This window comes from Fictibacillus solisalsi (assembly GCF_900103485.1).
Classification (GTDB): Bacteria; Bacillota; Bacilli; order Bacillales; family Fictibacillaceae; genus Fictibacillus_C; species Fictibacillus_C solisalsi.
Window position 1 is genome coordinate 883,994 of the sequence record NZ_FNHW01000001.1, and the last position, 25,344, is coordinate 909,337.

The 25,344-nt window shown below is 44.5% G+C and carries 23 protein-coding genes; 21 read left to right on the forward strand and 2 right to left on the reverse strand.

Annotated elements, in window-relative coordinates:
- Positions 1 to 2: 2 nt before the first annotated feature.
- Positions 3 to 1,244, reverse strand: a complete 1,242-nt coding sequence (locus BLT53_RS04655; RefSeq protein WP_090233130.1) for a nucleotidyltransferase — start codon at positions 1,242 to 1,244, stop codon at positions 3 to 5.
- Positions 1,245 to 1,390: 146 nt separating this feature from the next.
- Here BLT53_RS04655 and BLT53_RS04660 point away from each other — a divergent pair, with 146 nt between their 5' ends.
- From BLT53_RS04660 to BLT53_RS04675, 4 genes are all read left to right on the forward strand, one after another.
- On the forward strand, positions 1,391 to 1,912 hold the full coding sequence (locus BLT53_RS04660; RefSeq protein ID WP_090233131.1) for a YceD family protein: 522 nt from the start codon (positions 1,391 to 1,393) through the stop codon (positions 1,910 to 1,912).
- A 54-nt stretch (positions 1,913 to 1,966) separates the two neighbouring features.
- Positions 1,967 to 2,140, forward strand: a complete 174-nt coding sequence (gene rpmF / locus BLT53_RS04665; protein ID WP_007202619.1) for a 50S ribosomal protein L32 — start codon at positions 1,967 to 1,969, stop codon at positions 2,138 to 2,140.
- 131 nt (positions 2,141 to 2,271) lie between these two features.
- Positions 2,272 to 3,036, forward strand: coding sequence for an enoyl-CoA hydratase/isomerase family protein (locus BLT53_RS04670; protein WP_090233132.1), 765 nt, complete (start codon positions 2,272 to 2,274; stop codon positions 3,034 to 3,036).
- 148 nt (positions 3,037 to 3,184) lie between these two features.
- Complete coding sequence (locus tag BLT53_RS04675) at positions 3,185 to 3,790, forward strand: RsfA family transcriptional regulator (protein WP_090233134.1); 606 nt, start codon at positions 3,185 to 3,187, stop codon at positions 3,788 to 3,790.
- Positions 3,791 to 3,835: 45 nt separating this feature from the next.
- Here BLT53_RS04675 and BLT53_RS04680 read toward each other — a convergent pair whose 3' ends face one another.
- Entirely contained in the window at positions 3,836 to 4,321 is a 486-nt protein-coding gene (locus tag BLT53_RS04680) for an N-acetyltransferase (protein ID WP_090233135.1), read from the reverse strand.
- A gap of 169 nt (positions 4,322 to 4,490) precedes the next feature.
- On the opposite strand from BLT53_RS04680, the gene BLT53_RS04685 reads away from it, so the two are divergent.
- From BLT53_RS04685 to murB, 17 genes are all read left to right on the forward strand, one after another.
- Positions 4,491 to 5,843: an acetyl-CoA carboxylase biotin carboxylase subunit gene (locus BLT53_RS04685; RefSeq protein WP_090233136.1), complete on the forward strand. Its 1,353-nt coding sequence runs from the start codon at positions 4,491 to 4,493 to the stop codon at positions 5,841 to 5,843.
- Between the two features lie 17 nt (positions 5,844 to 5,860).
- Positions 5,861 to 6,073, forward strand: a complete 213-nt coding sequence (locus BLT53_RS04690) for an acetyl-CoA carboxylase biotin carboxyl carrier protein subunit (protein ID WP_090233137.1) — start codon at positions 5,861 to 5,863, stop codon at positions 6,071 to 6,073.
- A gap of 57 nt (positions 6,074 to 6,130) precedes the next feature.
- The gene (locus BLT53_RS04695) at positions 6,131 to 7,672 is read left to right on the forward strand and encodes an acyl-CoA carboxylase subunit beta (RefSeq protein WP_090233139.1); all 1,542 of its coding nucleotides are present in this window, start codon (positions 6,131 to 6,133) and stop codon (positions 7,670 to 7,672) included.
- Between the two features lie 144 nt (positions 7,673 to 7,816).
- Positions 7,817 to 8,719 carry a ketopantoate reductase family protein gene (locus BLT53_RS04700; RefSeq protein ID WP_090233140.1) on the forward strand — a complete coding sequence of 301 codons (903 nt, stop codon included), beginning with the start codon at positions 7,817 to 7,819 and terminating at the stop codon, positions 8,717 to 8,719.
- Positions 8,720 to 8,865: 146 nt separating this feature from the next.
- Positions 8,866 to 10,494: a bacillithiol biosynthesis cysteine-adding enzyme BshC gene (gene bshC / locus BLT53_RS04705; protein WP_090233142.1), complete on the forward strand. Its 1,629-nt coding sequence runs from the start codon at positions 8,866 to 8,868 to the stop codon at positions 10,492 to 10,494.
- 145 nt (positions 10,495 to 10,639) lie between these two features.
- Positions 10,640 to 11,071: a division/cell wall cluster transcriptional repressor MraZ gene (gene mraZ / locus BLT53_RS04710; RefSeq protein ID WP_090233143.1), complete on the forward strand. Its 432-nt coding sequence runs from the start codon at positions 10,640 to 10,642 to the stop codon at positions 11,069 to 11,071.
- 43 nt (positions 11,072 to 11,114) lie between these two features.
- Positions 11,115 to 12,047 (forward strand): 16S rRNA (cytosine(1402)-N(4))-methyltransferase RsmH, encoded by a 933-nt coding sequence (gene rsmH, locus BLT53_RS04715; RefSeq protein ID WP_090233144.1) that lies wholly within the window; start codon positions 11,115 to 11,117, stop codon positions 12,045 to 12,047.
- A gap of 13 nt (positions 12,048 to 12,060) precedes the next feature.
- Entirely contained in the window at positions 12,061 to 12,426 is a 366-nt protein-coding gene (ftsL, locus tag BLT53_RS04720; RefSeq protein ID WP_170834237.1) for a cell division protein FtsL, read from the forward strand.
- A 20-nt stretch (positions 12,427 to 12,446) separates the two neighbouring features.
- Positions 12,447 to 14,612, forward strand: coding sequence for a penicillin-binding protein (locus BLT53_RS04725; RefSeq protein ID WP_090233147.1), 2,166 nt, complete (start codon positions 12,447 to 12,449; stop codon positions 14,610 to 14,612).
- Positions 14,613 to 14,703: 91 nt separating this feature from the next.
- Positions 14,704 to 16,638 carry a stage V sporulation protein D gene (locus BLT53_RS04730; protein WP_090233148.1) on the forward strand — a complete coding sequence of 645 codons (1,935 nt, stop codon included), beginning with the start codon at positions 14,704 to 14,706 and terminating at the stop codon, positions 16,636 to 16,638.
- Positions 16,639 to 16,720: 82 nt separating this feature from the next.
- Positions 16,721 to 18,187: a UDP-N-acetylmuramoyl-L-alanyl-D-glutamate--2,6-diaminopimelate ligase gene (locus BLT53_RS04735; RefSeq protein ID WP_090233150.1), complete on the forward strand. Its 1,467-nt coding sequence runs from the start codon at positions 16,721 to 16,723 to the stop codon at positions 18,185 to 18,187.
- A gap of 2 nt (positions 18,188 to 18,189) precedes the next feature.
- Positions 18,190 to 19,572, forward strand: coding sequence for a UDP-N-acetylmuramoyl-tripeptide--D-alanyl-D-alanine ligase (locus BLT53_RS04740; protein ID WP_090233152.1), 1,383 nt, complete (start codon positions 18,190 to 18,192; stop codon positions 19,570 to 19,572).
- The gene (gene mraY, locus BLT53_RS04745; RefSeq protein ID WP_090233153.1) at positions 19,569 to 20,543 is read left to right on the forward strand and encodes a phospho-N-acetylmuramoyl-pentapeptide-transferase; all 975 of its coding nucleotides are present in this window, start codon (positions 19,569 to 19,571) and stop codon (positions 20,541 to 20,543) included. The genes BLT53_RS04740 and mraY overlap by 4 nt, the downstream gene beginning before the upstream one ends.
- A gap of 1 nt (position 20,544) precedes the next feature.
- Complete coding sequence (gene murD, locus BLT53_RS04750) at positions 20,545 to 21,897, forward strand: UDP-N-acetylmuramoyl-L-alanine--D-glutamate ligase (RefSeq protein ID WP_090233155.1); 1,353 nt, start codon at positions 20,545 to 20,547, stop codon at positions 21,895 to 21,897.
- Positions 21,898 to 21,953: 56 nt separating this feature from the next.
- Positions 21,954 to 23,054 carry a stage V sporulation protein E gene (gene spoVE / locus BLT53_RS04755; protein WP_090233156.1) on the forward strand — a complete coding sequence of 367 codons (1,101 nt, stop codon included), beginning with the start codon at positions 21,954 to 21,956 and terminating at the stop codon, positions 23,052 to 23,054.
- Positions 23,055 to 23,213: 159 nt separating this feature from the next.
- On the forward strand, positions 23,214 to 24,305 hold the full coding sequence (murG, locus tag BLT53_RS04760; RefSeq protein ID WP_090233157.1) for an undecaprenyldiphospho-muramoylpentapeptide beta-N-acetylglucosaminyltransferase: 1,092 nt from the start codon (positions 23,214 to 23,216) through the stop codon (positions 24,303 to 24,305).
- Between the two features lie 34 nt (positions 24,306 to 24,339).
- The gene (gene murB / locus BLT53_RS04765; RefSeq protein ID WP_090233158.1) at positions 24,340 to 25,248 is read left to right on the forward strand and encodes a UDP-N-acetylmuramate dehydrogenase; all 909 of its coding nucleotides are present in this window, start codon (positions 24,340 to 24,342) and stop codon (positions 25,246 to 25,248) included.
- The last annotated feature ends 96 nt before the right edge of the window (positions 25,249 to 25,344 follow it).

Genomic DNA, 25,344 nt, shown 5'->3' on the forward strand with positions numbered 1-25,344 from the left:
GGTCAAATGAATTGACCCTTGCTTTTTTGAAAGCGTAAAGGGGGGGTACTGTATTCCTCCTTTATTTTTTTTGTGACCACGGTTTGAGGATAACCGCTGAAGTAAACAGCTGATACACGCTTTTCCAGGTCGATCAACGGGTGCTGCATTTTGGAAAGGGTCGTAAGAACTGGAAGATTCGCCTGTTTTTTAACGGCATTTAAATAACGTTGCCCCACATCGCTCATTCCCAGTATCCGAAGGTAAGGAGGACCTTCCTTTAAAGCGGTCTCTGCATCGGGTCTTGAGATATGGTTCAGGATGTGAAGACACATGCGCTGAAGCCTGGTCCAGGTATATCGTTTCGTTTTTAAAGCGGCCATGAAAGAATGAAAAGAATCAGCGTGCCGGATGGTTTCCTTTAGCCGGTATTCCAAACCTTCTTCAACTTCATAAAGCTTTCTCAGTTCTTCTGCAGGAGTAGCCAGCAGCTTGTAACGCAAGAGAGGAAACAGGGAATCCCATGTCGAGAACTGTCCATTTTCTTTCAGGTAGTGTGAAAGGATCAAGGATGTATCAGAAGGAACAGCTTGTTCAATGGAAGAAACGCAAGGCTTCTGGGAGCTGTTCAAGGTTTTTCGAATGGCAGTGGCACTGGCAATTTGGTGGGCGTCCATGCTTTCTTCGTGGAAGGATGCACCAATGCGTTTGATGGTATATGCTTCCATCGGCACATGGCTGTTAACGATGGCTTTTACATATTCCATTCCCAATATATTGTTTGGCTGGGATAAATCCAGAGCAGCCGTATCCCATGATAAGGAACCGGCGGCAAGGGAGGAAGCTTTAGGAAAGGAGTATCCTTGTTTGCTGTAGGATTGGAACACTTCATCATATAAATCCTTTTGCTTCTCCAACGTGGATATCGTATGGTAAAATAAATCAATATTTCCGGACTCGCTACCAAAACAAAGAGCTCTTGCTCCTAAAGCCTGAAGCAGTCTCACCCCTGCATGTGCGAAAACCGGAGCAGGCGACACCGCGTACAAATAGGGTAGTTCTATAATAAGATCTGCGCCGCCCATAAGGGCTGTCTTTGCTCTTTCCCATTTGGACATAATGGCAGGTTCTCCACGCTGAAGAAAGTTGCCGCTCATGACTGCGATAATACAATCGCTTTCTGTTTGTTTTTTTGATTGTTGTAAATGATAAGAATGACCGTTATGAAATGGATTGTACTCAACGATGATGCCGCAAGCCTTCATGATCTGCCTCCTTGTTGATTGCTGTAATGGTACTTTTATTTTAACTTTAAATGCGCAAGCTTGAAAGAATATGCTGTAAAGATATTATGTTGACATTTCTCTTTATGGCCGATATAATTATTACTGTTGCCTTGAGGTGAAACGATATGAAATGGTCACTACAGGAATTAAAAAACTTTTATCGAAAACCGCTTGAATTTGATGAGTATGTTGATGCAAGTGAACTTAAGTCGCTTGATAAGGAAATACGCGATATACCGCCTGTTCATGTTAGCGGACATGCTGATGTAACACAGCAAAGAGCTACCTTTTACCTGAACATTCAGGGAGAAATGACGCTGCCTTGTGCGAATACATTAGCGGATGTCCATTTTCCATTTTCGATAAAAACAACCGAAATCTTTCTTCTTGATCCTTCCTATACGGTACCGGTGGATGAGGAGAACCTTCATACTGTAGAAGGTCACTTTCTCGATCTGATGCCCTATATACAAGAGCAAATTCTGCTTGAAAAGCCGATCAAGGTGGTTGCCGGGCCTGATGCGCCAGATAAAAAGGCACCGCCTGAGGGAGAAGGATGGCAGGTCGTTACCGAAGAAGACCGCAAGAAACGGATTGATCCGAGACTTGCTGATCTTGCGAAGTTTTTTGACAAAGACAAATCGTAAAAAATGGTGATCTGAATTGTTCAGACCCATACCTATTTTAAGGAGGTGGATAACATGGCAGTACCTTTTCGCAGAACTTCCCAAACCCGCCAAGCCAAGCGCCGTACACATTACAAGCTTGAAATGCCTGGTATGGTAAAATGTCCACAATGTGGAGAATACAAACTATCTCACCGAGTATGCCGTGAATGCGGTTCTTACAAAGGAAAAGAAGTAATCAGCAAATAATGAAGAACAGGAAGCCCTATGTGGTTTCCTGTTTTTTTATTTTTTTGACACAGTGGTGAACTCTTTGCTTGTTTAAAGGAGTTTTTCGGTTGAAAAACGAACTATATGGGTGAAACGAAGGGGGAATCTTTATGGCAAAAGTTCTGTATGAAATTAAGCAAAATTTAGGCTGGATCACCATCAACCGGCCCCACGTGAGAAATGCCGTGGATTTTGAAGTCATCCAGCTTTTGGATAATTACATAGAACAAGCACGCCATAATGGCGAAATCAAAATCCTGGTCATCAGAGGAGCAGGTCATGATGTATTCTGTGCAGGCGGTGATTTGAAAGCATTTTCCGGTCTGAAAACCGCAGATGAGGCATACAGCATGTTATCCAAGATGGGAAAGGTTTTGCAAAAGCTTTTTTACTTTCCAAAGCCAACAGTCGCACTTTTGAATGGGACAGCAGTTGGAGGAGGGTGTGAGATTGCCGCGGCCTGTGATCTGCGAATTGCCTCGGCAAATGCTAAGGTGGGCTTTATTCAAGGAACACTGGGGATTACTACAGGATGGGGAGGGGGCACCTATCTGATGGAAAGAATCCCGAAACTGCAAGCTCTTGATTTGTTATGGTCAGCTGGTAAAATTACTGCCAAACAAGCAGCAGAAAAAGGGTTTTTGCAGCATTTAATCAAAAATGGAAGCCTGGTTGAAGAATGCTGCAATTATTTGAACAGATACACAGAACATGCGGTTGAAGTGCTTGTGGCCTATAAAAAAGTATACCTGGACAGCCTGGAAGGGAGGAACATTGACAAAAGGGTGGAGGATGAAATAAAAGCGTGTGCCCATCTGTGGGAAACTGATGTTCATCACCATGCGGTTTCAGCCTTCTTTAATAATAATATATAAGCGTATATCACGGTCAATTTGCTAAGTATAGTATCCTGGCGAATGGGAAAACGTACGATGGAGACGTTCATCTTACTAGAACTAAAGTCTATCTTATCTAGTAATAGCATATCTATGTAAAAACGACATAAACAATGGAGGGATTAGGTTGACTGTAGTTCGCCAGGATGCTTGGAACCAGGAAGAAGATGTATTGCTAGCAGAAGTTGTTCTTCGGCATATCAGGGAAGGGAGCACTCAGCTTGCTGCATTCGAAGAAGTGGGAGAAAAGCTTTCAAGAACATCTGCTGCCTGTGGGTTCCGATGGAATTCGCTTATTCGAAAAAGGTATGAATCGGCCATTGCCATTGCCAAAAGGCAAAGAAAAGAAAGAAGTAAAGGCAAGAGTACCCACGAGGAAAGCAATGTCCACATGCTAGATCAAGCGGTAAAACAGGAAGACTATAGGGTTGCGAAAGAAAAGGTTTTGTCATTGGATGATGTTATTGTCTTTCTGAAAAATTTTAAATCTTCCGAAGAAAGGCGTTCCGATCAGGAACTGATTAAACTGCGGAATCAGGTAGAGGAGCTAAAGTCCCAAAATGCCCAATACCAGACCCATCTTCAAAAACTGAATCATGAATACAAGCTGGTATGTGAGGACTACAAAGCGCTCATTGAAATTATGGACCGGGCCAGGAAAATTGTCGGGACAGAGGAAGAATCCGGTTCTCTCATGTTTCAGGTGGAAGGACTTCAGAAACTGGAAAAATAAAAAAGATGGCGAACCCGCCATCTTTTTGCTGTCATGAGATTGGTTTTAATGTGTTTGTTCTGTAACACCTTTTGGAAAAAAGACATATGGATTTTCCCCACGGTCGCGTTCTTCATTATACGTTACCGCTTCGAAGTCCATCTTCTCCCAAAAACCGCTTGATTGCTGTCTGCCATTCGTTTTGACAGGAAGGTTAAATGACTGTGCGAATTGAACGAGCGCTCTACCATAGCCTTTGCCGCGGAATTGAGGCAGTACTTCAAGCTTCCACAATTCGAAATAATCCTGCGGAGGGTTAAAATAACGGTCGTAAGCAGCCTCAATTCGATATAAACTCATTCGGGCAACCAATTTGTCGCCAAAATAAATTCCGTAAAATGGAGACTCACTGTCATTTTCAATAATGTTGTCCTGAAGGTCTTCGAGCATCGACAATTCCTGTATGCCATATTCCTTGAACTGCTTGAACTCTTCAAGTGTTTTATAGTTGACTACCAGGCGTTTTACGGCGTACTTTTCTTTGGTGTTCATTTTCAGTTCCCCCTCTAATGACTCTGTTGAAGATCTCTCTTTTAGTATATACTAATTATGCTAAAAATTCTTTAAAAAAGAAATATTCGTTTTGTTGGCGCTTCCTCAAAAGGAATTTTGGTTGGTTTTGTCGAAATAGCTTATTTAGGCAGCGAAGGGAGGATATATAGTGAAAAAAATACTAATCGCAAACAGGGGAGAAATAGCAGCCAGGATTGTACGAACCTGCCAAGAGTTGGGGATAGAATCCATAGTGGTATATTCGGATGCAGACAAAGATTTGCCTTATGTACAACAGGCTACACGCTCCTATCATCTTGGGGAGCCTCCGGTTGTGAAATCCTATTTGAATCAGGACAAAATCATTGAGATTGCCCAAAAGGAAAATGTGGACGCCATCCACCCGGGTTACGGCTTCCTCTCTGAAAATGGAGCATTTGTTAAACAAATAGAAGAGCTCGGAATTACGTTTATCGGTCCGTCATGGCAAGTAGTAGAAGCCATGGGTGATAAGGTAGAGGCAAGACGGACGATGGAAAAAGCGGGGGTTCCGGTAGTGCCGGGAACGACTGATCCGATTAACAATGCAGAAGAAGCACTGGCCATTGCCGGTCAAATAGGCTATCCTGTGATGCTGAAGGCAAGCGCAGGCGGCGGTGGCATCGGAATGGTAAAATGTGACGATGAAGAGACCTTGAAAAAACAATTTGTGTCCAGTCAGCAGAGGGCCAAAATGTATTTCGGCAATGACCGTATGTTTATTGAAAAATGCATCAGTCCGGCACGTCATATTGAAGTTCAGGTGTTTGGTGATCAACAGGGCCATGTCATCCATTTGTTTGAGAGAGATTGTTCCATCCAAAGGCGTCATCAAAAAGTTATTGAAGAATCGCCATCACCGTATTTAACAGAGGAATTGCGCGAGAAGATGGGAAGAGCCGCAGTAAGGGCAGCTCAGTCCGTATCTTACACCAATGCCGGGACTGTCGAATTCATTGTCGACGAGAACGGGAATTTCTATTTTCTGGAGATGAATACCCGGCTGCAGGTGGAACATCCTGTTACCGAAATGACCACAGGCCTTGACCTTGTGAGGTGGCAGATTGAAGTCGCAGAAGGGAAACCGCTGGCACTCCTGCAGAATGAAGTGCAGCAGCAAGGCCATAGTATCGAATTCCGGCTGTATGCTGAGGATCCTGTGAAATTCCTGCCGTCACCAGGAAAGATTAAGGATATGCGCCTTCCAGAAGGGGAAGGGATCCGTATTGATGCGGGATATGAAAAAGGAAATACTGTTTCGCCTTACTACGATCCGATGATTGCGAAAATTATTGTAAGCGATTCCAACAGGGCGGATTGTCTCAAAAAGGCGACTGAATTCTTTGATTCGTTTTATTTGGAAGGTATCAAAACCAACGCCCCGCTGTTCAAAAAAATACTGGAAGATACCGATTTTCAACAAGGAAACTACACAACAGGATTTTTAATGGAAAAGCCCAAGTTGATTGAACAAAACCAATAAGAGTGGAGTGTTTGAACATGAAACAAGTAACAGCATCTATGGCAGGAACAGTATGGAATATCGCGGTTTCAGAAGGGGATCAAGTAACAGCAGGGCAAAGTGTGGTTGTTCTTGAATCCATGAAAATGGAGATTCCTATTGAAGCGGAGACAGCAGGTAAGGTAGAAGAAATAAAAGTAGCAGTTGGGGATTTCGTAAATGAAGGAGATGTGCTGGTCACTCTGGCCTGATAGGTTGGATATGAACTGAACGAGCGCTCACTCTTTTAATGCAAACGGAGGGATACCATGGATTCTACAAAAACAGATATGTCCTACGAAACACTCGTCAGCAAGATAAAGGAAGGCGGGGCACAAAAGTATCACGAAAAAAATGCTTCTCAAAATAAACTATTTGCCAGAGAGCGTCTTTCCCTATTATTTGATGAAGGGCAATTTTATGAGGAGGATGGATTGTTCGCCAATAATCAGGCTGGCGATCTCCCGGCAGATGGAGTCATTACGGTAACTGGAAAAATAAACGGACAGACCGTTTGTGCCATGGCTAACGATTCGACTGTCAAAGCGGGGTCATGGGGGGCACGGACTGTTGAAAAAATCATCCGCATTCAGGAAACCGCACAGCGCCTGAAGGTTCCGATGCTCTATTTGGTTGACTCGGCCGGTGCCCGGATTACAGACCAAATTGAGATGTTTCCCAACCGCCGGGGTGCAGGAAAAATATTTTACAACCAGGTGAAGATGTCCGGCATGGTTCCGCAGATCTGCCTGTTGTTTGGACCTTCTGCAGCAGGAGGGGCTTATATCCCTGCATTTTGTGACGTGGTCATCATGGTGGATCAAAATGCTTCCATGTATCTTGGATCACCGAGAATGGCGGAAAAAGTTATCGGTGAGAAAGTGACGCTTGAAGAAATGGGCGGAGCAAGAATGCATTGTACGGTAAGCGGGTGCGGAGATATTCTCGCAGCCGATGAAAAGGAAGCCATCGCTCATGCAAGAACCTATTTATCGTATTTTCCTGCTAATTATAAACACAAGCCGAAAATTACGGAGGAAAAACCCCCTTCACCAGGGAGGGAAATAGGCGAGATCGTACCAAAAAACCAGAACGTTCCCTTTGATATGTACGAGTTTATCAACAGGGTGGCGGATGAAGGCAGCTTTTTTGAAATCAAAAAACTCTTTGCAGCCGAACTTGTCACCGGCTTTGCAAGGATTAAGGGGCGGCCGGTAGGATTGATCGCCAATCAGCCGAAAGTAAAAGGCGGGGTGCTGTTTGTTGACTCTGCTGACAAAGCAGCTAAATTTATCACGCTGTGCGACGCGTTCAACATTCCGGTCCTCTTTCTCGCGGATGTACCGGGCTTCATGATTGGTACAAAAGTGGAGCGGGCAGGAATTATCCGCCACGGAGCGAAGCTTATTGCCGCAATGAGCGATGTGACTGTGCCTAAAATCTCCGTTATCGTGCGTAAAGCCTATGGAGCAGGTCTTTATGCAATGGCCGGTCCGGCGTTTGAACCGGATTGCTGTATTGCCCTGCCGACTGCGCAGATTGCTGTGATGGGGCCAGAGGCAGCTGTTAATGCTGTATACTCGAACAAAATCAATGAAATTGAAGATCCGAAAGAACGCGTGATGTATGTTCAGCAAAAGCAGCAGGAGTATAAAGAACATATTGATGTTTATAAGCTCGCATCCGAGCTGATCATCGATGATATTGTTGAGCCGTCTCTTCTAAGAGAAACGCTTTATCAACGACTTGTTTTCTTTGATTCAAAAGAAATGGTATTCAGCGAAAGAAAGCATCCTGTTTATCCTGTATAACTTATACGTTGCCCCTCTGCTGGTAAGCAGTGGGGCTTTTTTGTTAATGACGGGAATACCCCTTTGAAAGATTTAGCACACTAACTGAAATCTTTCTTTGTGCTAAGATGAAGAATAATACCTAAACGACAGGGGGCGGGCACAATGAAGGTTGCGGTCATAGGAGGGGGAGCCATTGGACTTCTTTTTGCGTCTTTTTTCACTCAAGAGGGATATGAGGTAACAGTATGTACAAGAACAAAAGATCAAGCAGATCTTCTAAATAAAGAAGGGATTAGCGTAAAAACGGGAACAGGGGAAGAAAAGAATTACAGTATCTGTGCAACCGTTCTGCATGAATACCATGAACCCCCGAATTATGTGATCGTTTGTGTGAAGCAGAATAAATTGGAAACCATTATAGGTGAATTTTGCCACAAGGAGAAATTTCAGGGGAGCACCCTGGTTTTTATCCAGAACGGCATGAACCATCTTGTAAAGCTGCCAACCTTGCCTCAGGACAACATCATTGCTGCTGTAGTGGAGCACGGGGTAAGCAAAATGAGTGAAAGCAAGATACACCATACCGGATGGGGGAAAGTGAAGGTATCTTCCTTCAGAGGAAGCATTGAGTTGTTATTTTGGGAAAGAATGAAGAAGTATGGTTTTGAAGTGGCGCCGCCAGAGCAATTGTCCGGAATTATGCAGGAAAAACTGGTCGCAAACAGTGTGATCAACCCAATCACTGCCTTGTTTGGCGTGAAGAATGGAGAAGTGTTGACTAATCCAAATTTGAAAAGACTTGCAGAAAGACTTTTTGAAGAAGCTTATCTTTCTCTGGGAAGAACTGATCGGCAGTCCCTCTGGTCGTATGTTCTGAAAATCTGCAGAAAGACTGGCAAAAACCGGTCATCCATGCTCAGGGACATAGATAATGGACGTGAGACAGAGATTGACGCAATCAGCGGCTATGTGCTGTCCCTGGGCAAAAAACAAGGGATGGAGCTCCCTTATACCACATTTGTTTATTACGGCATAAAAGCACTTGAGCAGAAGAACAAAGTGTGATCAGGTGATTGCCGCCTTTTTTTCTGCATACAGTGACAGTAAGAACATAACATGTGCTGAAAACGCGAGCATTTCATTTTGGTGGAGATACTGTAGTTTGCTATACTCTATAAGCAGTTGCATACATAGAGAAAGGACGTACTTTTATGAGGATTGATGAATTCCCTCTGCAAGATAAAAATCAAATAGCATCAACTTATTCAGCTGCTGCTCCTACAGTAAAGCACCTCTATGACTATCCACGGTTTTCCCAAGATATCATGGAACAAAGAATCCGGGATCTCAGCAGCCGGGAGTTTGAGCGTGAAAAATTGGCGAATTATCTTTCTGATTATAATTTTCAATTTTCCTGTTCAAAACAAACACTGCGAAACATTGATAAACTGAAAGATCCTAAAACAGTAGCAGTTATCGGCGGTCAGCAGGCCGGACTGTTAACCGGGCCTCTTCTTACTGTTCATAAATGCATCAGTATCATCCAGTTTGCCAGATTGCAGGAACGTCAGCTCGGAGTTCCTGTTGTCCCTGTGTTCTGGATTGCGGGGGAAGATCATGATTATGATGAGATCAACCATGTGAATGTCTTGAAAAATGGGCATCCGGAAAAAGTTTCATTGCCTCCTCTCAATTCGTTAAAAACGTCTGCCACATTAATGGAATGGGACTGCGGGAAAGCGGCCGACTGGGCTGAAATGGTGTTTAGGGAATTCGGAGAGACTGCTGAAACCAAAACGCTTCTTTCAAAGGTGAAAGAAATCTTTGCTTCTTCAAAAACTGTCGTTCATTCCTTTGCCCAACTGATTTCAGTACTGTTTGGGGAGTTTGGGTTAATTGTGGTGGATTCCGGTGAACCGCATTTCAAGCGGCTTCAGACTAGCATGCTGGAAAAAATGGTATCCCGGAACAAAGACCTTGATCAGGCATTTGTAAGAGGGATGGAAAAACTTGCCGAGCAGGGGCTGCCTGCACCTGTGGAGCTTCAGGAAAACAATGCCCATTTATTTATTTACCATAATCAGGAGAGAAAGCTGCTGTTCCGAAACGAAAACGGAGATTTTCACACGAAAAGCAATGAAGTATGGTATAGTGCCCAGGACCTTTTGGCATGTACAAAAGATAAGCCAGAGCTGTTCAGTAACAATGTGGTTACACGTCCTGTCATGCAGGAAAGTTTGTTTCCAACATTGGCTTTCATAGCAGGTTCCGGTGAAATCGCCTACTGGTCAGCTCTAAGAGAAGTATTTCATCTTTTTGGATTTAAAATGCCTCCGCTCGTTCCAAGGCTATCCATCACACTAATATCTGAGAAAAACGAGAAACAGATGCAAGAAACGGGGTTAACGCCAAGGAAGGTCCTTGAACAAGGAACCGATTCCAGTAAACAGGAATGGTATGAAAACCACAAGCCGTATGAAACGGAAAAGGTTTATGCCGATACAATTGCTGAAATGGAAAAGGCGCATGAACGGATGAGATCACTGGCAACCCAGATCAGCCCTTCCCTTCAAAAGGTCTCGGAAGTTAATTTAAACCGAATTAAAAAGGAACTCGCGTATTTACACACCAAGATGGACCATGCGCTGCGAAAGCAATTTGTGGAGCCTCTCTCGGTTTTTGATCAACTTCAAAATGACCTTGCTCCATCCGGTGTGCTCCAGGAAAGAGTTTGGAATGCTTTCCTTTATATCAACCGATATGGAAAAGGCTGGATCAGACAGCTTGCAAACGAAGACCTGGCGTTTAATGGCATGCATAAGCTGGTGTACCTGCCATAGTTTGGTAATAGAAAATTAAACATGATTATCCTGTAAAAAAATCCTGCTGCGACAGCAGGATTCTTTTTTTTGCCGGCGAATAATTTGGTAGTGGTGGAAAGTGGGGCGTTGTGGTAGAGTTAGGGGAGAAAGTGGGGGATGTCCTATGTTCATGGGTGAATATCAACATAACATCGATGAAAAAGGACGCATGATCATCCCTGCTAAGTTCCGTGAGAGCCTGGGCTCAACCTTTATTCTTACACGAGGTATGGATCAGTGTATCTTCGGCTACCCCCTTGAAGAATGGCAGGTTATTGAAGAAAAGCTGAAAAGTCTGCCCTTTACCAAAAAAGATGCACGAGCTTTCACCCGCTTCTTCTTTTCCGGTGCAGCAGAATGCCAGTTGGACAAACAGGGGAGAGTAAATGTAGCTCCACAACTCAGAGAGTACGCCAAACTAGAAAAAGATTGCGTAGTAATAGGTGTATCGAATAGAATTGAGATTTGGAGCAAACCAATTTGGGAGAACTATTTTGCAGCCTCCGAGGAATCTTTCGGTGAAATTGCCGAGAGCCTTATGGACTTTGACCTGTAACAGTACCCAAACTCTCTGACTACATACAAGGAAGGATAACAACATGTTTGACCATATAACTGTACTGAAAGAAGAAGCCGTTGACGCACTAAATGTGAAACCAGACGGAGTTTATGTTGATTGCACTCTTGGAGGAGCAGGCCACAGCGCATTAATACTCTCAAAACTGACTTCAGGCCACTTGTTTGCTTTCGACCAGGATGACACGGCCATTGACCATGCAAAAGCTGCACTTCAAGAATATGAAGGAAACTTCACCATCATCAAAAGTAATTTCCGCTACATTAAAGAAGAACTGCAGGAACGTGGTGTTAAAAAAGTGGATGGAATTCTGTTTGATCTTGGCGTCTCTTCTCCTCAATTGGATGAAGCAGACAGGGGGTTCAGCTATCAGTATGATGCGCCGCTAGATATGAGAATGGACCGAAGCGCAGCTTTATCAGCCCATGAAGTTGTAAATGAATGGCCGTATGAAAAGCTTGTTAAGATTATTTTTCAATATGGCGAAGAGAAGTTCGCAAAGCAAATCGCAAGGAAAATTGAAGCTGCCCGCAAGAATCATGAGATTGAGACGACCGGTGAGCTAGTGGAATTGATTAAAGATGCAATACCTGCACCGGCCAGAAGGACGGGAGGACATCCGGCAAAGCGAACCTTTCAAGCCATCCGAATAGCGGTAAATGATGAATTGAATGCATTCGAGGAAGCGCTTGAAAATTCTATTGAATTGTTGTCAGTGGGAGGCAGGATCAGTGTTATTACCTTCCATTCACTGGAAGACAGAGCCTGCAAAACGATTATTAAAAAGCACAGCACAGGCCCAGCATTACCGCCGGGGCTACCCATCATACCGGAGGAATACCAGCCGGTGTTAAAGAACATCACGAGAAAGCCGATACTACCACGTGAAGAAGAAATTGATGTCAACAGACGCTCACGTTCGGCCAAACTGCGGATCGCAGAAAAACAAAAATAAAGGAGAGTTATGGGTGAGTAATTTAGCGTATCAAACACAAAGACAACAAGAACCAAAACAAACATACGTGCAACAGCCTGAGGCACAGCCGAGAGTAAGAACCTCACGTGTAACAAAAGGGGAAAAGGTTCTATGGAGTTTTGCCTCCCTGTTATTGATTGCCGGGGCGATCTTTATGGTTTCCAACTATGCCTCCATCTACAAAGTGAACGCCAGCATTCAATCGGTTGAACGTTCAATTTCTTACGAGAACAAAGTGGTGGACGACCTAAAGCTCCAGGTTACTGAACTCAGTGCACCAGACCGCATTTTAAAAATCGCTAAAGAAAAGCTGGGGATGACCCTTAGCGATAAAAACGTAAAAGTGCTGGAAAATTAAGCGGGATTCAGGTGTTGAAAATGGAGAAAAAATTCAAATTCAATTGGGGAGCAGGGGCGATACTAGCTGTTTTTATCCTGCTCTTTTTTGTGTTGACGGGAAGGTTTTTCTATATTGCCTATACAAAGAATATAGAGAATGTCGATTTGGTCGCCTATGCAGAAAAAAAGTGGACACGGTATAAGACGCTGGATGCAAACCGGGGGACAATTTATGATCGCCGCGGCCAGCCGCTTGCTGAGGACATTCCATCTTATACGCTCTATGCCGTTTTGGATAAAAAGTTTCCACATATAAAGGATCCTGAAAAAACTGCGGAGCAGTTAGCTCCCATTCTTGATCGGGAGCCGGATGAAATTGAAAAAACCCTTTCCAAACAGAAACGGTTTGAAGTACAGGTCCCGGGAGGAAGACAGTTAAGTCACAGCAAAAAGGAAAAAATCGACAAACTGAAAATTGATGGCCTTGAGTTTAAAGAAGAAACCAAGAGATATTACCCGAACCAAACATTTGCTCCTTTTGTCCTGGGTTATACCAATGAAACTGGTCAGAATGAAATTACAGGGGCATTAGGGCTCGAAAAGACGCTTGATAAATACTTAAAAGAAACGAATGGGAGCCTGTCGTTTAAAAGTGATACAAAAGGTGTAAAGCTTCCAGATCCAAATGAAAAGGTGAAAAAGCCTAAGAATGGATCAAATGTATACCTGACGCTGGATGAAAAAATACAGCTTGTCCTGGAACAGGCAATGACGAAGGCTGATAAGAAATACAACCCAGAGAAAATTATCGGTATCGTGGCAGATCCGAAGACAGGGAAGATTCTTGCCATGAGCAACAGGCCCGCATTTAATCCGAACAAAAGGGATATTAAAGATTTCACAAACCGGGCCATTTCGGATCCGTATGAACCGGGTTCTACCATGAAAATCTTTACACTGGCCGCAGCGATTGAAGAGGGAGTTTACAACGGTAATGAAACCTACAAGTCCGGGCAATATAAAATACCACACAACCGCCCGATCAGTGACCATAATAAGGTTGGATGGGGGACTATAACCTTCAATGAAGGGGTCCAAAACTCTTCTAACGTTCTGTTCTCCAAACTTGCAAGGGAGAAGCTGGGCTATGACCGGCTGTTGAACTATTTGAAAAAGTTCGGACTCGACAAGCCGACAGGTATTGATTTGCCGAACGAAAAATCCGGAAGAATTCTATATAATTATGAAATTGAAAAGCTGACAACTGCATTTGGACAAGGGACAACGGTTACGCCGATCCAACAGATCCAGGCCGCTACTGCAATTGCCAATGGTGGCAAGATGATGAAGCCGTTTGTGATTGACAAGGTGATAGATCCGGCAACCCAAAAAGTCCTGCTGCAGCATAAACCTGAAGTTGTAGGGAATCCCATTTCGGCAGAAACAGCGAAAGAAGAAAGAGATATTCTGGAAACGGTTGTTACAAAAGGAACCGGAAAGCCTTACCAGATTAAGGGGTATTCCGTTGCCGGAAAAACGGGGACAGCACAGGTGGTAGATAAAGAGACGGGTAAATATGCACACGGCTGGGGACAGAATATTTTCTCCTTTATGGGCATGGCACCGAAAGATGACCCTAAATTGCTTGTTTATGTGGCAGTTGACCGGCCGCATCTTAAGCCGACGGAACTGGGTTCGTACCCTGTTGCTGATATTTTTACCACGGTTATGAAAAACAGTCTGCAGTATATGAACATTGAACCGGAAGAAGAAAAGAAAGAGAAAAAAACGATATCTGACAGCTCTGTTAAAATAAATGATTATACCAGTGAAGAGGCATCTGCTGCTGAAAGTGAACTGAAGAGCTCAGGGATGAAACCTGTGACGCTGGGAAGTGGTTCAAAAGTGGTTTCCCAACAGCCTGCCGCAGGATCGCACCTGCTTCCTGGTGAGAGAGTTATTTTGCGCACGGATGGTGATGTGCAAATGCCTGATCTTACGGGCTGGTCACTCTCCGACGTTTTGAAATTTTCCAAGATGATGGATTTGGATACATCGGTTAAAGGAACGGGCTACGCTGTTAGTCAAAGCCTGAAAAAAGGTTCAATTGTCAAAGAGAAGGATTATCTCACGGTTGATTTTCAAAAACCTGAAATGCCGTCTGTCAATTTGAGTGACGAAGAGGAAAGCGGAGTATCGCAATAGTAATGATGAAGGACTGATCAATACTGTCCTTCGTTCTAATCGCCTATGTACAAGCATATATTGGAACGAGCCATGTGGAGGAGGTAATCATGTGCGTGTTTCAAATGTGACGGTGCGTAGGCGATTAATTTTGGTGTTAACTTTCGGTCTTTGTATCTTTTTTATCATCGGTGTACGCCTGGGATATGTGCAATTTGTGATTGGTGACTGGCTTACGGGAAAAGCCCTGGACTCTTGGAGCCGGAACATCCCGTTTGAACCGCAGCGGGGTGAAATCCTGGACCGGAATGATGTACCTCTGGCGACAAATGTCAGTGCCCCAACCGTTTTTGTCATCCCCAAACAGATTACGGACCCTGTGGAAACATCAAAGAAACTGGCTGCTGTGCTGGATATTTCCCAGCTTGATGTATATAAAAAAATAACAAAAAGGTCTTCCATTATCCGCATGGATCAAGGTGGAAGAAAAATCAGCAATGAAAAGGCAAACCAAGTGAGAGAGCTTAACCTCTCCGGTGTCTTTATTGCAGAAGACAGCAAAAGGCACTATCCTTTTGGCAGTTATCTGTCTCATGTTCTCGGATTTGCCGGTATCGACAATCAGGGGCTTATGGGGCTTGAAGCCTACTATGACAAAGAACTAAAAGGCACCAAGGGGCATGTCTCGTTTTTCTCAGATGCAAGGGGACGCCGAATGCCTTCGCTTTCCGATGATTATGAACGGCCGAAAGATGGATATAACCTTAAATTGACCATTGATTCCAAAGTTCAAACGATCATTGAACGAGAACTGGACATTGCGCAGGCAAAATATAATCCGGACGGCGCTGTAGCGATTGCGATGAACCCGAATACAGGGGAGATCCTGGGCATGACAAGCCGGCCGGATTTTAATCCCGAAGAATACCGGAGAGTATCGCCGGAGGTTTATAACCGGAATCTGCCTGTTTGGGCAAACTATGAGCCGGGATCTACGTTTAAAATTATAACTTTGGCGGCTGCCATTGAAGAAAAAAAAGTAGACCTTGAAAAGGAGCACTTTCATGATCCCGGTTCTATTGAAGTGGGGGGAAGAAAGCTGCGTTGCTGGAAAAGGGGAGGGCACGGAAGCCAGTCATTTTTAGAAGGTGTACAGAATTCATGCAACCCCGGGTTTGTCATTCTCGGTCAACGGCTGGGCAAAGAAAAGCTTTTCTCCTATATCAAAAATTTCGGCTTTGGCCAGAAAACGGGCATCGACCTTCAGGGAGAAGGAACCGGAATTTTGTTTAATTTAAAAAATGTCGGACCTCTTGAACTTGCCACCACAGCTTTTGGCCAGGGGGTGTCGGTCACACCCATTCAGCAGGTCACTGCGGTATCTGCAGCCATAAATGGCGGCTTTCTGTATGAACCGTATATTGCCAAAGAACTCGTCGACCCGGCTACAGGGAAAACCGTGATGAAGCAAACACCTAAACTAAAGAGGCGGGTCATTTCAGAAAAAACATCCGAAGAAGTCCGCCATGCGCTGGAGACAGTAGTTGCTCAAGGTACTGGCGGTAATGCCTTTGTCGATGGTTATAGAGTTGGAGGAAAAACAGGAACAGCACAGAAAGCCAAAGACGGAAAATATCTTCAAAACAACCATATTGTATCGTTTATCGGTATGGCGCCGGCCGATGACCCGCAGCTTGTTGTGTATGTCGCGGTCGATAACCCGAAAGACACCATTCAGTTCGGTGGAACTGTGGCTGCTCCTATAGTAGGGAAAATCATTGATGACAGCCTGCGCGCCATGGGAGTTGAAAAAAGAAAGAATCAGATCGAGAAGAAAAAATCCTGGCTGGATCAGGAGCTGATTAAGGTTCCAAACCTGGTCGGAAAAACAGCAAAAGAAATAAAGGTTTCATTGTATGATTTAAAAATCCAGAGCTCGGGTAGCGGAAAGTATGTTGTTAATCAGGCACCTGCTCCTGGCGTAAAACTGAAACCCGGATCGGTTATTCGCCTGTTTATGGGTGACAAACCGGGTTCGGAGGATTAAAATAGATAAGAATGCAAAATAGCCAGGCGCAAGCCGTGGCTTCTTTTTCTGATGAGAACACTTTTAGAAAGGTCTTGATAACGTGGAACTTAAGACACTAGTAAATCATTTAATAAACTATAAAACGGATGATGAAATGAACGTGGAAATTACATCGATTGAAATGGATTCAAGAACAGCAGGGCCTGGAAGTCTGTTTGTATGCATTGAGGGTTACACTGTAGACGGTCATGACTATGCCAGGCAGGCGGTTGAAAACGGTGCTGCAGCGATTCTTGCTGAGAAACCGCTAGAGGAAATTGATTCTGTGCCGGTCGTTATCGTAAATGATACCAAAAGATCCCTGGCGGTCCTGGCCAATGTCTTCTATGATCATCCCACTACGAAACTGCATTTGATCGGCGTGACGGGCACAAATGGGAAAACAACAACCTCCCATCTAATTGAGCAGATTTTTGCAGATACAGGCAAAAGAACAGGAATGATCGGCACCATTGACATGAAAATAAACGGTGTGAGCCATAAAGTCACCAATACTACACCTGAATCTCTTTTTCTGCAAAAGGCATTCAAAGAAATGAATGACCAGAAGGTGGAAGCAGCCGTTATGGAAGTTTCATCCCATGCTCTTGACATGGGCCGTGTGCGGGGCTGTGATTACGATATTGCGGTGTTTACCAATTTTACTCAGGATCACCTGGACTATCACAAGGATATGGAAACCTACTTGAGGGCAAAGGGCCTTCTGTTCGCACAGCTTGGCAATACATACGCCGGGAAGAAGGAGAAAATCGCGATTCTAAACCGTGATGACAATGCATCCAAAGAATTTGAGAAAATGACAGCCGCTCAAATTTTAACCTACGGCATTGAACAAAAAAGTGATATTATGGCGAAGGATATTAAGGTGACCGGAAAAGGCACGAACTTTACGCTGGTTACACCTTTTGAAGAAAAACAGGTCTCACTGAAGCTTGTTGGTAAATTTTCAGTATACAATGTACTGGCTGCTGTTTCAGCTACACTGTTATCCGGAATTCCAATTGACTCCATCATCAGAACCATGGAAAATGTTAAGGGAGTACCGGGACGGTTTGAAACGGTGGATGAGGGCCAAAGTTTCACTGTTATAGTGGATTATGCCCATACACCTGACAGCCTGGAGAATGCCCTGGATACCGTTAAAGAGTTTGCGGTTGGAAAAGTGATATCAGTAGTAGGCTGCGGCGGAGATCGTGACCGCACCAAACGACCGCTGATGGCAAAGATTGCAACGGAGTATTCCGACATCGCCATCTTTACTTCAGACAATCCCCGGACAGAAGATCCAGAAGCCATATTGAAGGATATGCAAGCAGGAGTGGAAGACCGAGAATATAAAGTCATAACGGACCGCAGAGATGCGATCAACTATGCAGTTAACCTGGCGGAAGAAAATGATATTATCTTAATTGCCGGAAAAGGACATGAAACTTATCAGATCATCGGAAAAGATGTGCTGGATTTTGATGACCGGAAAGTAGCTGCAGAAGCGATTGGAGCGAAATAGTAATGAAACTCGATTTAAAAGAATTGATAGGGATAGCTGAGTCCACACGCGGAAATATTGAGAGTACAGTCATTCAGGGAGTGACCAAGGATTCAAGGGAGAGCTCCCCGCATTCGCTGTACATTCCGATTGCCGGTGAGAAATTTGATGGGCATAGATTTTTATTGCAGGCGATTGATCAGGGAGCGGTGGCATCGTTTTGGCAGCAAGGCACACCGATACCCCAAGAGCTCGACCCGGCGTTCCCTCTTCTCATTGTAAAGGACACGATTGAAGCGCTTCAGCAGGCGGCCAGGGTATTTTTGAAAAAGGTCAAACCAGTTGTGATTGGTGTTACAGGCTCCAATGGAAAAACAACAACAAAGGATCTTCTGGAAGCGGTGGTTTCCACCTCCTTTAAGACACACAAAACCAAAGGAAATTATAACAATCATATTGGTCTGCCACTTACAATTCTATCCATGGACAATGATACGCAAGTGATCATACTTGAAATGGGAATGAGCAACTTCGGAGAAATATCACTGCTTAGCAAGCTTTCACAGCCCGATTTGGCGATTGTGACCAATATCGGTGAGTCACATATTGAATATTTGGGAAGCAGGGAAGGTATCGCAAAAGCGAAGCTCGAGATTAAGGACGGGTTGAAAGAAGGCGGCCTGTTAATCGTAGATGGGGATGAGCCACTACTTTCCCATCTTTCCTCACCGAACGTTCTCAAGTGCGGATATGATGAAAACTGCACGGTGAAAATTGTGAATCAGGAAGGCGACGAAAATGGATTCACGTTCGGCCTTGAGGGAGAATCAACGATCTATTCCTTGCCGCTTTTAGGTACACATAATGTGAAGAATGCTGCCTATGCCATTGCGGTCGGTCACTATTTGAATATCGAAGACAGCTCGATCAATGAAGGACTGAAAAATATAACCCTCACGAACATGCGCCTTGAAAAATACCGCGGGCAGCACGGAGCCCTTTTAATCAATGATGCATACAATGCGAGCCCAACCAGTATGATAGCTGCAATCCAGGCTATTAAAGACCTGCCAAATTACAAGAAAAAAGTATTGGTGCTTGGGGACATGTATGAGCTTGGCCCTTCCGAGGAAGAGATGCACCGGGGAGTCGCTGCGCATATTGACGAAACCATTTCAGAGGTCATAGCAATAGGGGAAAAAGGCAAATGGATTGGCGAGGAGATTAAGAAAAAAAATATTCCGGGCCAGAATGTTTCTGTTTTCCTCAGCAAAGAAGAAGCAGCTGTGGCCATTTCCTCTCTTTTATCAGAAGATACGGTTGTCTTGTTTAAAGCATCACGCGGCATGGCGCTTGAATCCATAGTGAAACCATTTATTGATGATATCCAGGAGGCAGGGAAATGATTGAACAAGTATTATTATTTACTCTTCTTGCTTCTTTTCTCATTGCTGTATTAAGCTCGCCATTTTTTATTCCCTTCTTGCGAAGATTGAAATTCGGGCAAAGCATTCGTGAAGAGGGGCCGAAATCGCATCAAAAAAAATCAGGTACACCAACAATGGGCGGCATTATTATCATAGTTGCGCTTGCACTTGCCACCTATATCATGACATGGAAGTTCTTTGGATTAAAAACAGAAACGTACCTGCTTTTACTGGTGACCATTGGTTATGGAATTGTCGGCTTTCTTGATGATTTTATTAAAGTGGCCAAAAAAAGAAATCTGGGGCTTACCTCCAAGCAAAAGCTGGTGGGCCAGCTGGTTATTGCGGCCATCTTCTACATCGGCTTGATCAAAACCGGCTTTTCAACTGAAATTAATGTTCCTGGAACCGACTTTTCTTTCGATGTCGGCTGGTTTTATCCTGTTCTCGTTGTCGTTATGCTGATTGGGGCTAGCAACGCTGTCAATTTGACCGACGGTCTTGACGGGCTTCTCTCCGGTACAGCTGCAATTGCCTTTGGGGCTTTTGCTGTGCTTGCATCAAACCTTCATCATTATGAAACCGCGCTGTTTTCTGTAGCTGTGGTTGGGGGAGTTCTGGGATTTCTTGTATTTAATGCCCATCCTGCAAAAGTATTTATGGGTGACACCGGCTCGCTCGCGCTTGGCGGAGCGATCAGTGCCATCGCCATTATTTTAAAGCTGGAGCTGCTCTTGGTAATTATCGGCGGGGTATTTGTCATTGAAACCTTGTCGGTTATGCTTCAGGTTGCGTCATTTAAGACAAGAGGAAAACGAATCTTTAAAATGAGTCCTCTTCACCACCATTATGAACTTAGCGGCTGGTCGGAGTGGAGAATTGTAGTAACGTTCTGGGGTGTTGGTCTGTTGTTTGCAGCCCTTGGAATCTATTTAGAGGTGTGGGTATAAAATGAATGAAATGAATGCTTTTCAAGGGAAACACGTGCTGGTTCTCGGGTTGGCTAAAAGCGGTTTTGCTGCAGCCAAGCTTTTGAAGTCGTATGGAGCTCATGTTATTGTTAACGACCGAACTCCATTGGAAGAAAATGAGCAGGCTAAGGTTTTGTCCAAGGAAGGATATGAGGTGATTTGCGGAGAACATCCTGTTTCCTTACTGGATCGTCCTACTGATTTTGTGGTTAAAAATCCCGGAATCCCTTATAGCAATCCAATCGTGAGTGAAGCCTTAACACGAGAAATACCTGTGATCACTGAGGTAGAGATTGCAGGGCTGGTGTCACGCGCGGAAATGATCGGAATTACAGGATCAAACGGCAAGACAACGACGACGACGCTTGTTGGTGAAATGCTGAAAAACAGCGGACGCGAACCAGTTGTTGCCGGGAATATCGGGACTGTTCTTAGTGAGGTGGCCGACCGTTCCAAGGCATCGGAAATTATTGTGGCGGAATTATCCAGTTTTCAATTGATGGGAACTCAAGCCTTTGCACCAAAAATCGCGGTGCTTCTTAACCTGTTTGAGGCCCACCTTGATTATCACGGTTCTTTTGAAGACTATGCAGCTGCCAAAGGAAAAATTTTCGGCAACCAGCAGGAAACCGACTTTGCCGTCTATAATCAGGATGACGAAGCCGTGTTAAAGCTTGCTCTTCAGTCAAAAGGAACAAAAGTGCCGTTTTCTGTGAGGTCGGAATGTCCGGAAGGGGCATACATAAAAGCAGAAAGCCTTTACTTTAAAGATGAAGAAATCATTTCGTTGAACGAGATCGTGCTTCCCGGCCAGCATAATTTGGAGAACATTCTTGCAGCAGTCGCCGCTTCCAAGCTGGCGGGCGCAAAAAATGAGCAGATTCAAAAGACATTAAAAACCTTTACCGGTGTTAAACACCGCCTTCAATATGTGGATACCATCCAAGGAAGAAAATTTTATAACGACTCTAAAGCGACAAACATTTTGGCTACACAAAAAGCGATTTCGGCATTTGGCAAAAAAATCATCCTGCTTGCCGGCGGGCTGGACAGAGGAAATGAATTTGATGATCTTGTTCCGCAGCTGAAGCAGGTCAAGACGATCATTTTGTTCGGCCAGACTGCCCCGAAGCTTGAGCGTGCAGCCAAAGCGGCTGGAATAGAAGACATCAAACTGGTTGATAATGTGGAGGAAGCCGTTCCTGCCGCATATCAAAGCTCTTCTGAAGGCGACGTTATCCTTCTTTCCCCGGCCTGTGCAAGCTGGGACCAGTTTAAAACTTTTGAACAAAGAGGGGACATCTTTATCAACTCTGTGCATAAACTTAAATAGAGTTTGTACATGCTGGTTTTGGAACGAGCAAATACAGTAGAGTTGAGGTGTTCCTTTTGCCTGCGACACGAAGCACACCGGATATTATTTTAATTGGCACCACCTTGCTTTTATTATCCATAGGTATCGTAATGGTATACAGCGCCAGTGCGGACTGGGCATTAGTAAAGTTCAATGATCCGTTCTTCTTTGCCAAACGGCAGTTGCTTTTTGCCGGGGTAGGGGTGGCCGCTATGTTTTTTATCATGAATGTCAATTATATGACCTGGCGCACCTGGGCCAAGATCCTTTTAATTATTTGTTTTGTCTTGCTCATTGGTGTGTTGATTCCGGGTATCGGGATGGTGCGCGGGGGCGCAAGAAGCTGGATTGGCGTTGGCGCATTTTCCATTCAGCCTTCAGAGTTTATGAAACTTGCAATGATCACTTTTTTGGCGAAATATTTAGCAGAACACCAGAAGAAGATTACATCCTTTAAAAAAGGGCTGATTCCTACACTTGGACTCGTTATGATTGCTTTCGCCATGATCATGCTGCAGCCGGACCTGGGTACAGGCTCGGTGATGGTCGGTACGAGCATTGTCATGATTTTTGTGGCAGGAGCACGAATCTCCCATTTTGTCGGCTTGGGGTTTGTAGGTCTGGTTGGATTTGCCGGCCTGATTATTTCAGCTCCCTACCGCATTAAAAGAATCACGTCCTTTTTGGATCCGTGGAGCGATGAGCTGGGCAGCGGTTTTCAGATTATCCAGTCGCTGTATTCATTGGGGCCAGGCGGTTTGATGGGTCTTGGACTCGGACAAAGCAGGCAGAAGTTTGGCTATTTGCCAGAACCGCAGACCGATTTTATTTTTGCGATTTTATCAGAAGAACTTGGCTTCATCGGCGGAGCACTCGTTCTCCTATTGTTCAGCATTTTGCTGTGGCGAGGTGTGCGTATTGCTCTCGGGGCTCCGGATTTGTTTGGCAGCTTTTTGGCGATCGGGATCATCGGAATGGTTGCCATTCAGGTAATGATCAATATAGGGGTTGTTACAGGCTTGATCCCAGTAACAGGGATTACGCTCCCGCTGATCAGCTATGGAGGATCGTCGTTGACACTGATGCTTGCATCCATCGGCGTTTTGTTGAACATCAGCCGGTATGCCAAGTATTAAATGCAACAAGTATGTGCCGGAATTTTATGGACAAAGAAGTGAAACAGCTGCAGTTTTAGGGTCCACGGTGTAAGCGGCTATAACTTATTTGTCTTTCACATGCCCTGTCAGTGTGATGACAGGGCTGTCTTGTTTTTATACAGGTAACGGAGGTGCTTTATGAGAATTGTATTGAGCGGCGGCGGTACAGGGGGACATATTTATCCTGCACTTGCACTGGCCAAAGAGATAAAAAAAATTCATCCAGATGCGGAGATCTTATATATTGGCACGGAAAAAGGCTTGGAGAGCAAGCTGGTGCCCAGGGAGAACATTCCTTTTAAAAGCATTCACATTACCGGTTTCAAAAGAAGCCTTTCAATGGAGAACGCCAAGACCGTCATGCGGTTTTTAAAAGGAGTTTCAAAGTGCAAGAAAATCATGAAAGAATTTAAGCCGGATGTGGTAGTAGGAACAGGGGGATATGTGTGCGGACCGGTTGTATATGCAGCAAGCAGTCTGAACATCCCTTCCCTGATCCACGAGCAGAACAGTGTGCCGGGTCTTACGAATAAATTCCTGAGCCGATATGTGAAAAATATTGCGATTTCGTTTGAGGAGAGTGCGTCATTCTTTCCACAAGAAAAGGTGGTATTTACCGGTAATCCCCGGGCATCTGAAGTGATAGGCACGGACGGTGCAAAAGGGAAACGATCCTTAAACCTTGATCCAGGGAAAAAGACGGTATTGATAGTTGGGGGAAGCCGCGGGGCACGGCCGATCAACGAAGCATTTCTTGATGTCCTCTCGGAAGCTGGCCAAAAGAACTACCAGTTCGTTTATGTAACAGGAGATGTCCATTACGAGAATGTGCAAAAAGCCGTGAACGAGTCAGGCAGTCCTGCGAACGTGACCATTGTTCCTTTCGTTCACAATATGCCCGAACTTCTGGCTGGAGTAGATCTTGTGGTGGCCCGGGCTGGCGCAACCTCCATAGCGGAATTGACGGCGCTCGGAATTCCTAGTATTTTAATACCGAGTCCTTATGTAACCAACAACCATCAGGAAAAGAATGCGCGTGCTCTGGAAAAGAATGGGGCAGCGGTTGTCGTCCTTGAAAAGGATATGAACGGTTCCCGTCTGCTTGAAGAAGCAGACCGTATTTTGGATAACCAGGAAAACTGGAGCCATATGCACCAGGCATCCAAAGAGCTTGGAATGCCACATGCTGCAGCCAATGTAGTTAAACTGATGGAAAACATAAAACGCTAAAGCGTTGATATAAAAGAATATAGGGGGGATTTTTTTGACGACACTTGCAGAACAGCTGCGGAGCGAGAACTTGGGAAAAGTTCTGGAAAACGAACCGTTGAAACATCATACAACATTAAAAATCGGAGGACCCGCAGATCTGTTTTTTGAACCAAACAGCACCGATTCTCTAAAAAAAGCAATGAAATATATTAAGGATTCAGGTGTTCCTTTCCGGGCCATCGGGAGAGGATCCAACCTGCTCGTTTCCGATGAAGGAATTGAGGGAGTTGTCATTAAGCTCGGTGACGGGCTGGATGGACTTGAACGAAACGGAGATGAATTTACAGTTGGTGGGGGATATTCCATCGTTAAACTGGCAACTGTATTGTCCAGAGAGGGATACTCCGGACTTGAATTTTCCGCAGGAATACCAGGCTCAGTCGGTGGTGCAGTATTCATGAACGCCGGTGCCCACGGTTCTGATATGTCAAAAATTATGAAGAAAGCACTCGTACTCATGCCCGATGGAAACATAAAGTGGTATACGAACGAAGACATGGAATTTTCATACAGGACCTCCATCCTTCAAAAAACAGGAGGAATATGTGTGGAAGCGGTATTGGTATTGGAAAAAGGCGACCGTGAAACCATTATGGCGGAGCTGAAGAAGAACAAGGATTACCGCAGAAATACACAGCCTTGGAATTACCCTTGCTGTGGAAGTGTGTTTCGAAATCCGCTCCCTAACTATGCTGGCCAGCTGATCGAATCTTCGGGATTAAAAGGAACCTCAGTTGGAGGTGCGCAAATCTCGGATATGCATGCCAACTTTATTGTGAACACTGGAGATGCCAAGGCCACAGATGTGCTTGGACTGATTTCCCTCATTAAGAAAAAAATTAAAGAGTTGCATAATATTGATATAGAAACTGAAGTGGAGATTATCGGCAGGAAAAGCTAAAAAATGCCACATCAGGCCCTTCGAATTATGTTATAATTTAATAGACTTGACTCAAACTGGATGTTGACCTTTGAAGAAGAAGAAGAACAGCAGTCA

Excerpts from the sequence above, each read along its gene's own strand:
- BLT53_RS04655 (WP_090233130.1), bottom strand. The coding sequence starts at position 1,244 with ATGAAGGCTTGCGGCATCATCGTTGAGTACAATCCATTTCATAACGGT.
- BLT53_RS04660 (WP_090233131.1), top strand. The coding sequence starts at position 1,391 with ATGAAATGGTCACTACAGGAATTAAAAAACTTTTATCGAAAACCGCTT.
- rpmF (WP_007202619.1), top strand. The coding sequence starts at position 1,967 with ATGGCAGTACCTTTTCGCAGAACTTCCCAAACCCGCCAAGCCAAGCGC.
- BLT53_RS04670 (WP_090233132.1), top strand. The coding sequence starts at position 2,272 with ATGGCAAAAGTTCTGTATGAAATTAAGCAAAATTTAGGCTGGATCACC.
- BLT53_RS04680 (WP_090233135.1), bottom strand. The coding sequence starts at position 4,321 with ATGAACACCAAAGAAAAGTACGCCGTAAAACGCCTGGTAGTCAACTAT.
- BLT53_RS04690 (WP_090233137.1), top strand. The coding sequence starts at position 5,861 with ATGAAACAAGTAACAGCATCTATGGCAGGAACAGTATGGAATATCGCG.
- BLT53_RS04695 (WP_090233139.1), top strand. The coding sequence starts at position 6,131 with ATGGATTCTACAAAAACAGATATGTCCTACGAAACACTCGTCAGCAAG.
- BLT53_RS04700 (WP_090233140.1), top strand. The coding sequence starts at position 7,817 with ATGAAGGTTGCGGTCATAGGAGGGGGAGCCATTGGACTTCTTTTTGCG.
- bshC (WP_090233142.1), top strand. The coding sequence starts at position 8,866 with ATGAGGATTGATGAATTCCCTCTGCAAGATAAAAATCAAATAGCATCA.
- mraZ (WP_090233143.1), top strand. The coding sequence starts at position 10,640 with ATGTTCATGGGTGAATATCAACATAACATCGATGAAAAAGGACGCATG.
- rsmH (WP_090233144.1), top strand. The coding sequence starts at position 11,115 with ATGTTTGACCATATAACTGTACTGAAAGAAGAAGCCGTTGACGCACTA.
- BLT53_RS04725 (WP_090233147.1), top strand. The coding sequence starts at position 12,447 with ATGGAGAAAAAATTCAAATTCAATTGGGGAGCAGGGGCGATACTAGCT.
- BLT53_RS04740 (WP_090233152.1), top strand. The coding sequence starts at position 18,190 with ATGAAACTCGATTTAAAAGAATTGATAGGGATAGCTGAGTCCACACGC.
- mraY (WP_090233153.1), top strand. The coding sequence starts at position 19,569 with ATGATTGAACAAGTATTATTATTTACTCTTCTTGCTTCTTTTCTCATT.
- murD (WP_090233155.1), top strand. The coding sequence starts at position 20,545 with ATGAATGAAATGAATGCTTTTCAAGGGAAACACGTGCTGGTTCTCGGG.
- murG (WP_090233157.1), top strand. The coding sequence starts at position 23,214 with ATGAGAATTGTATTGAGCGGCGGCGGTACAGGGGGACATATTTATCCT.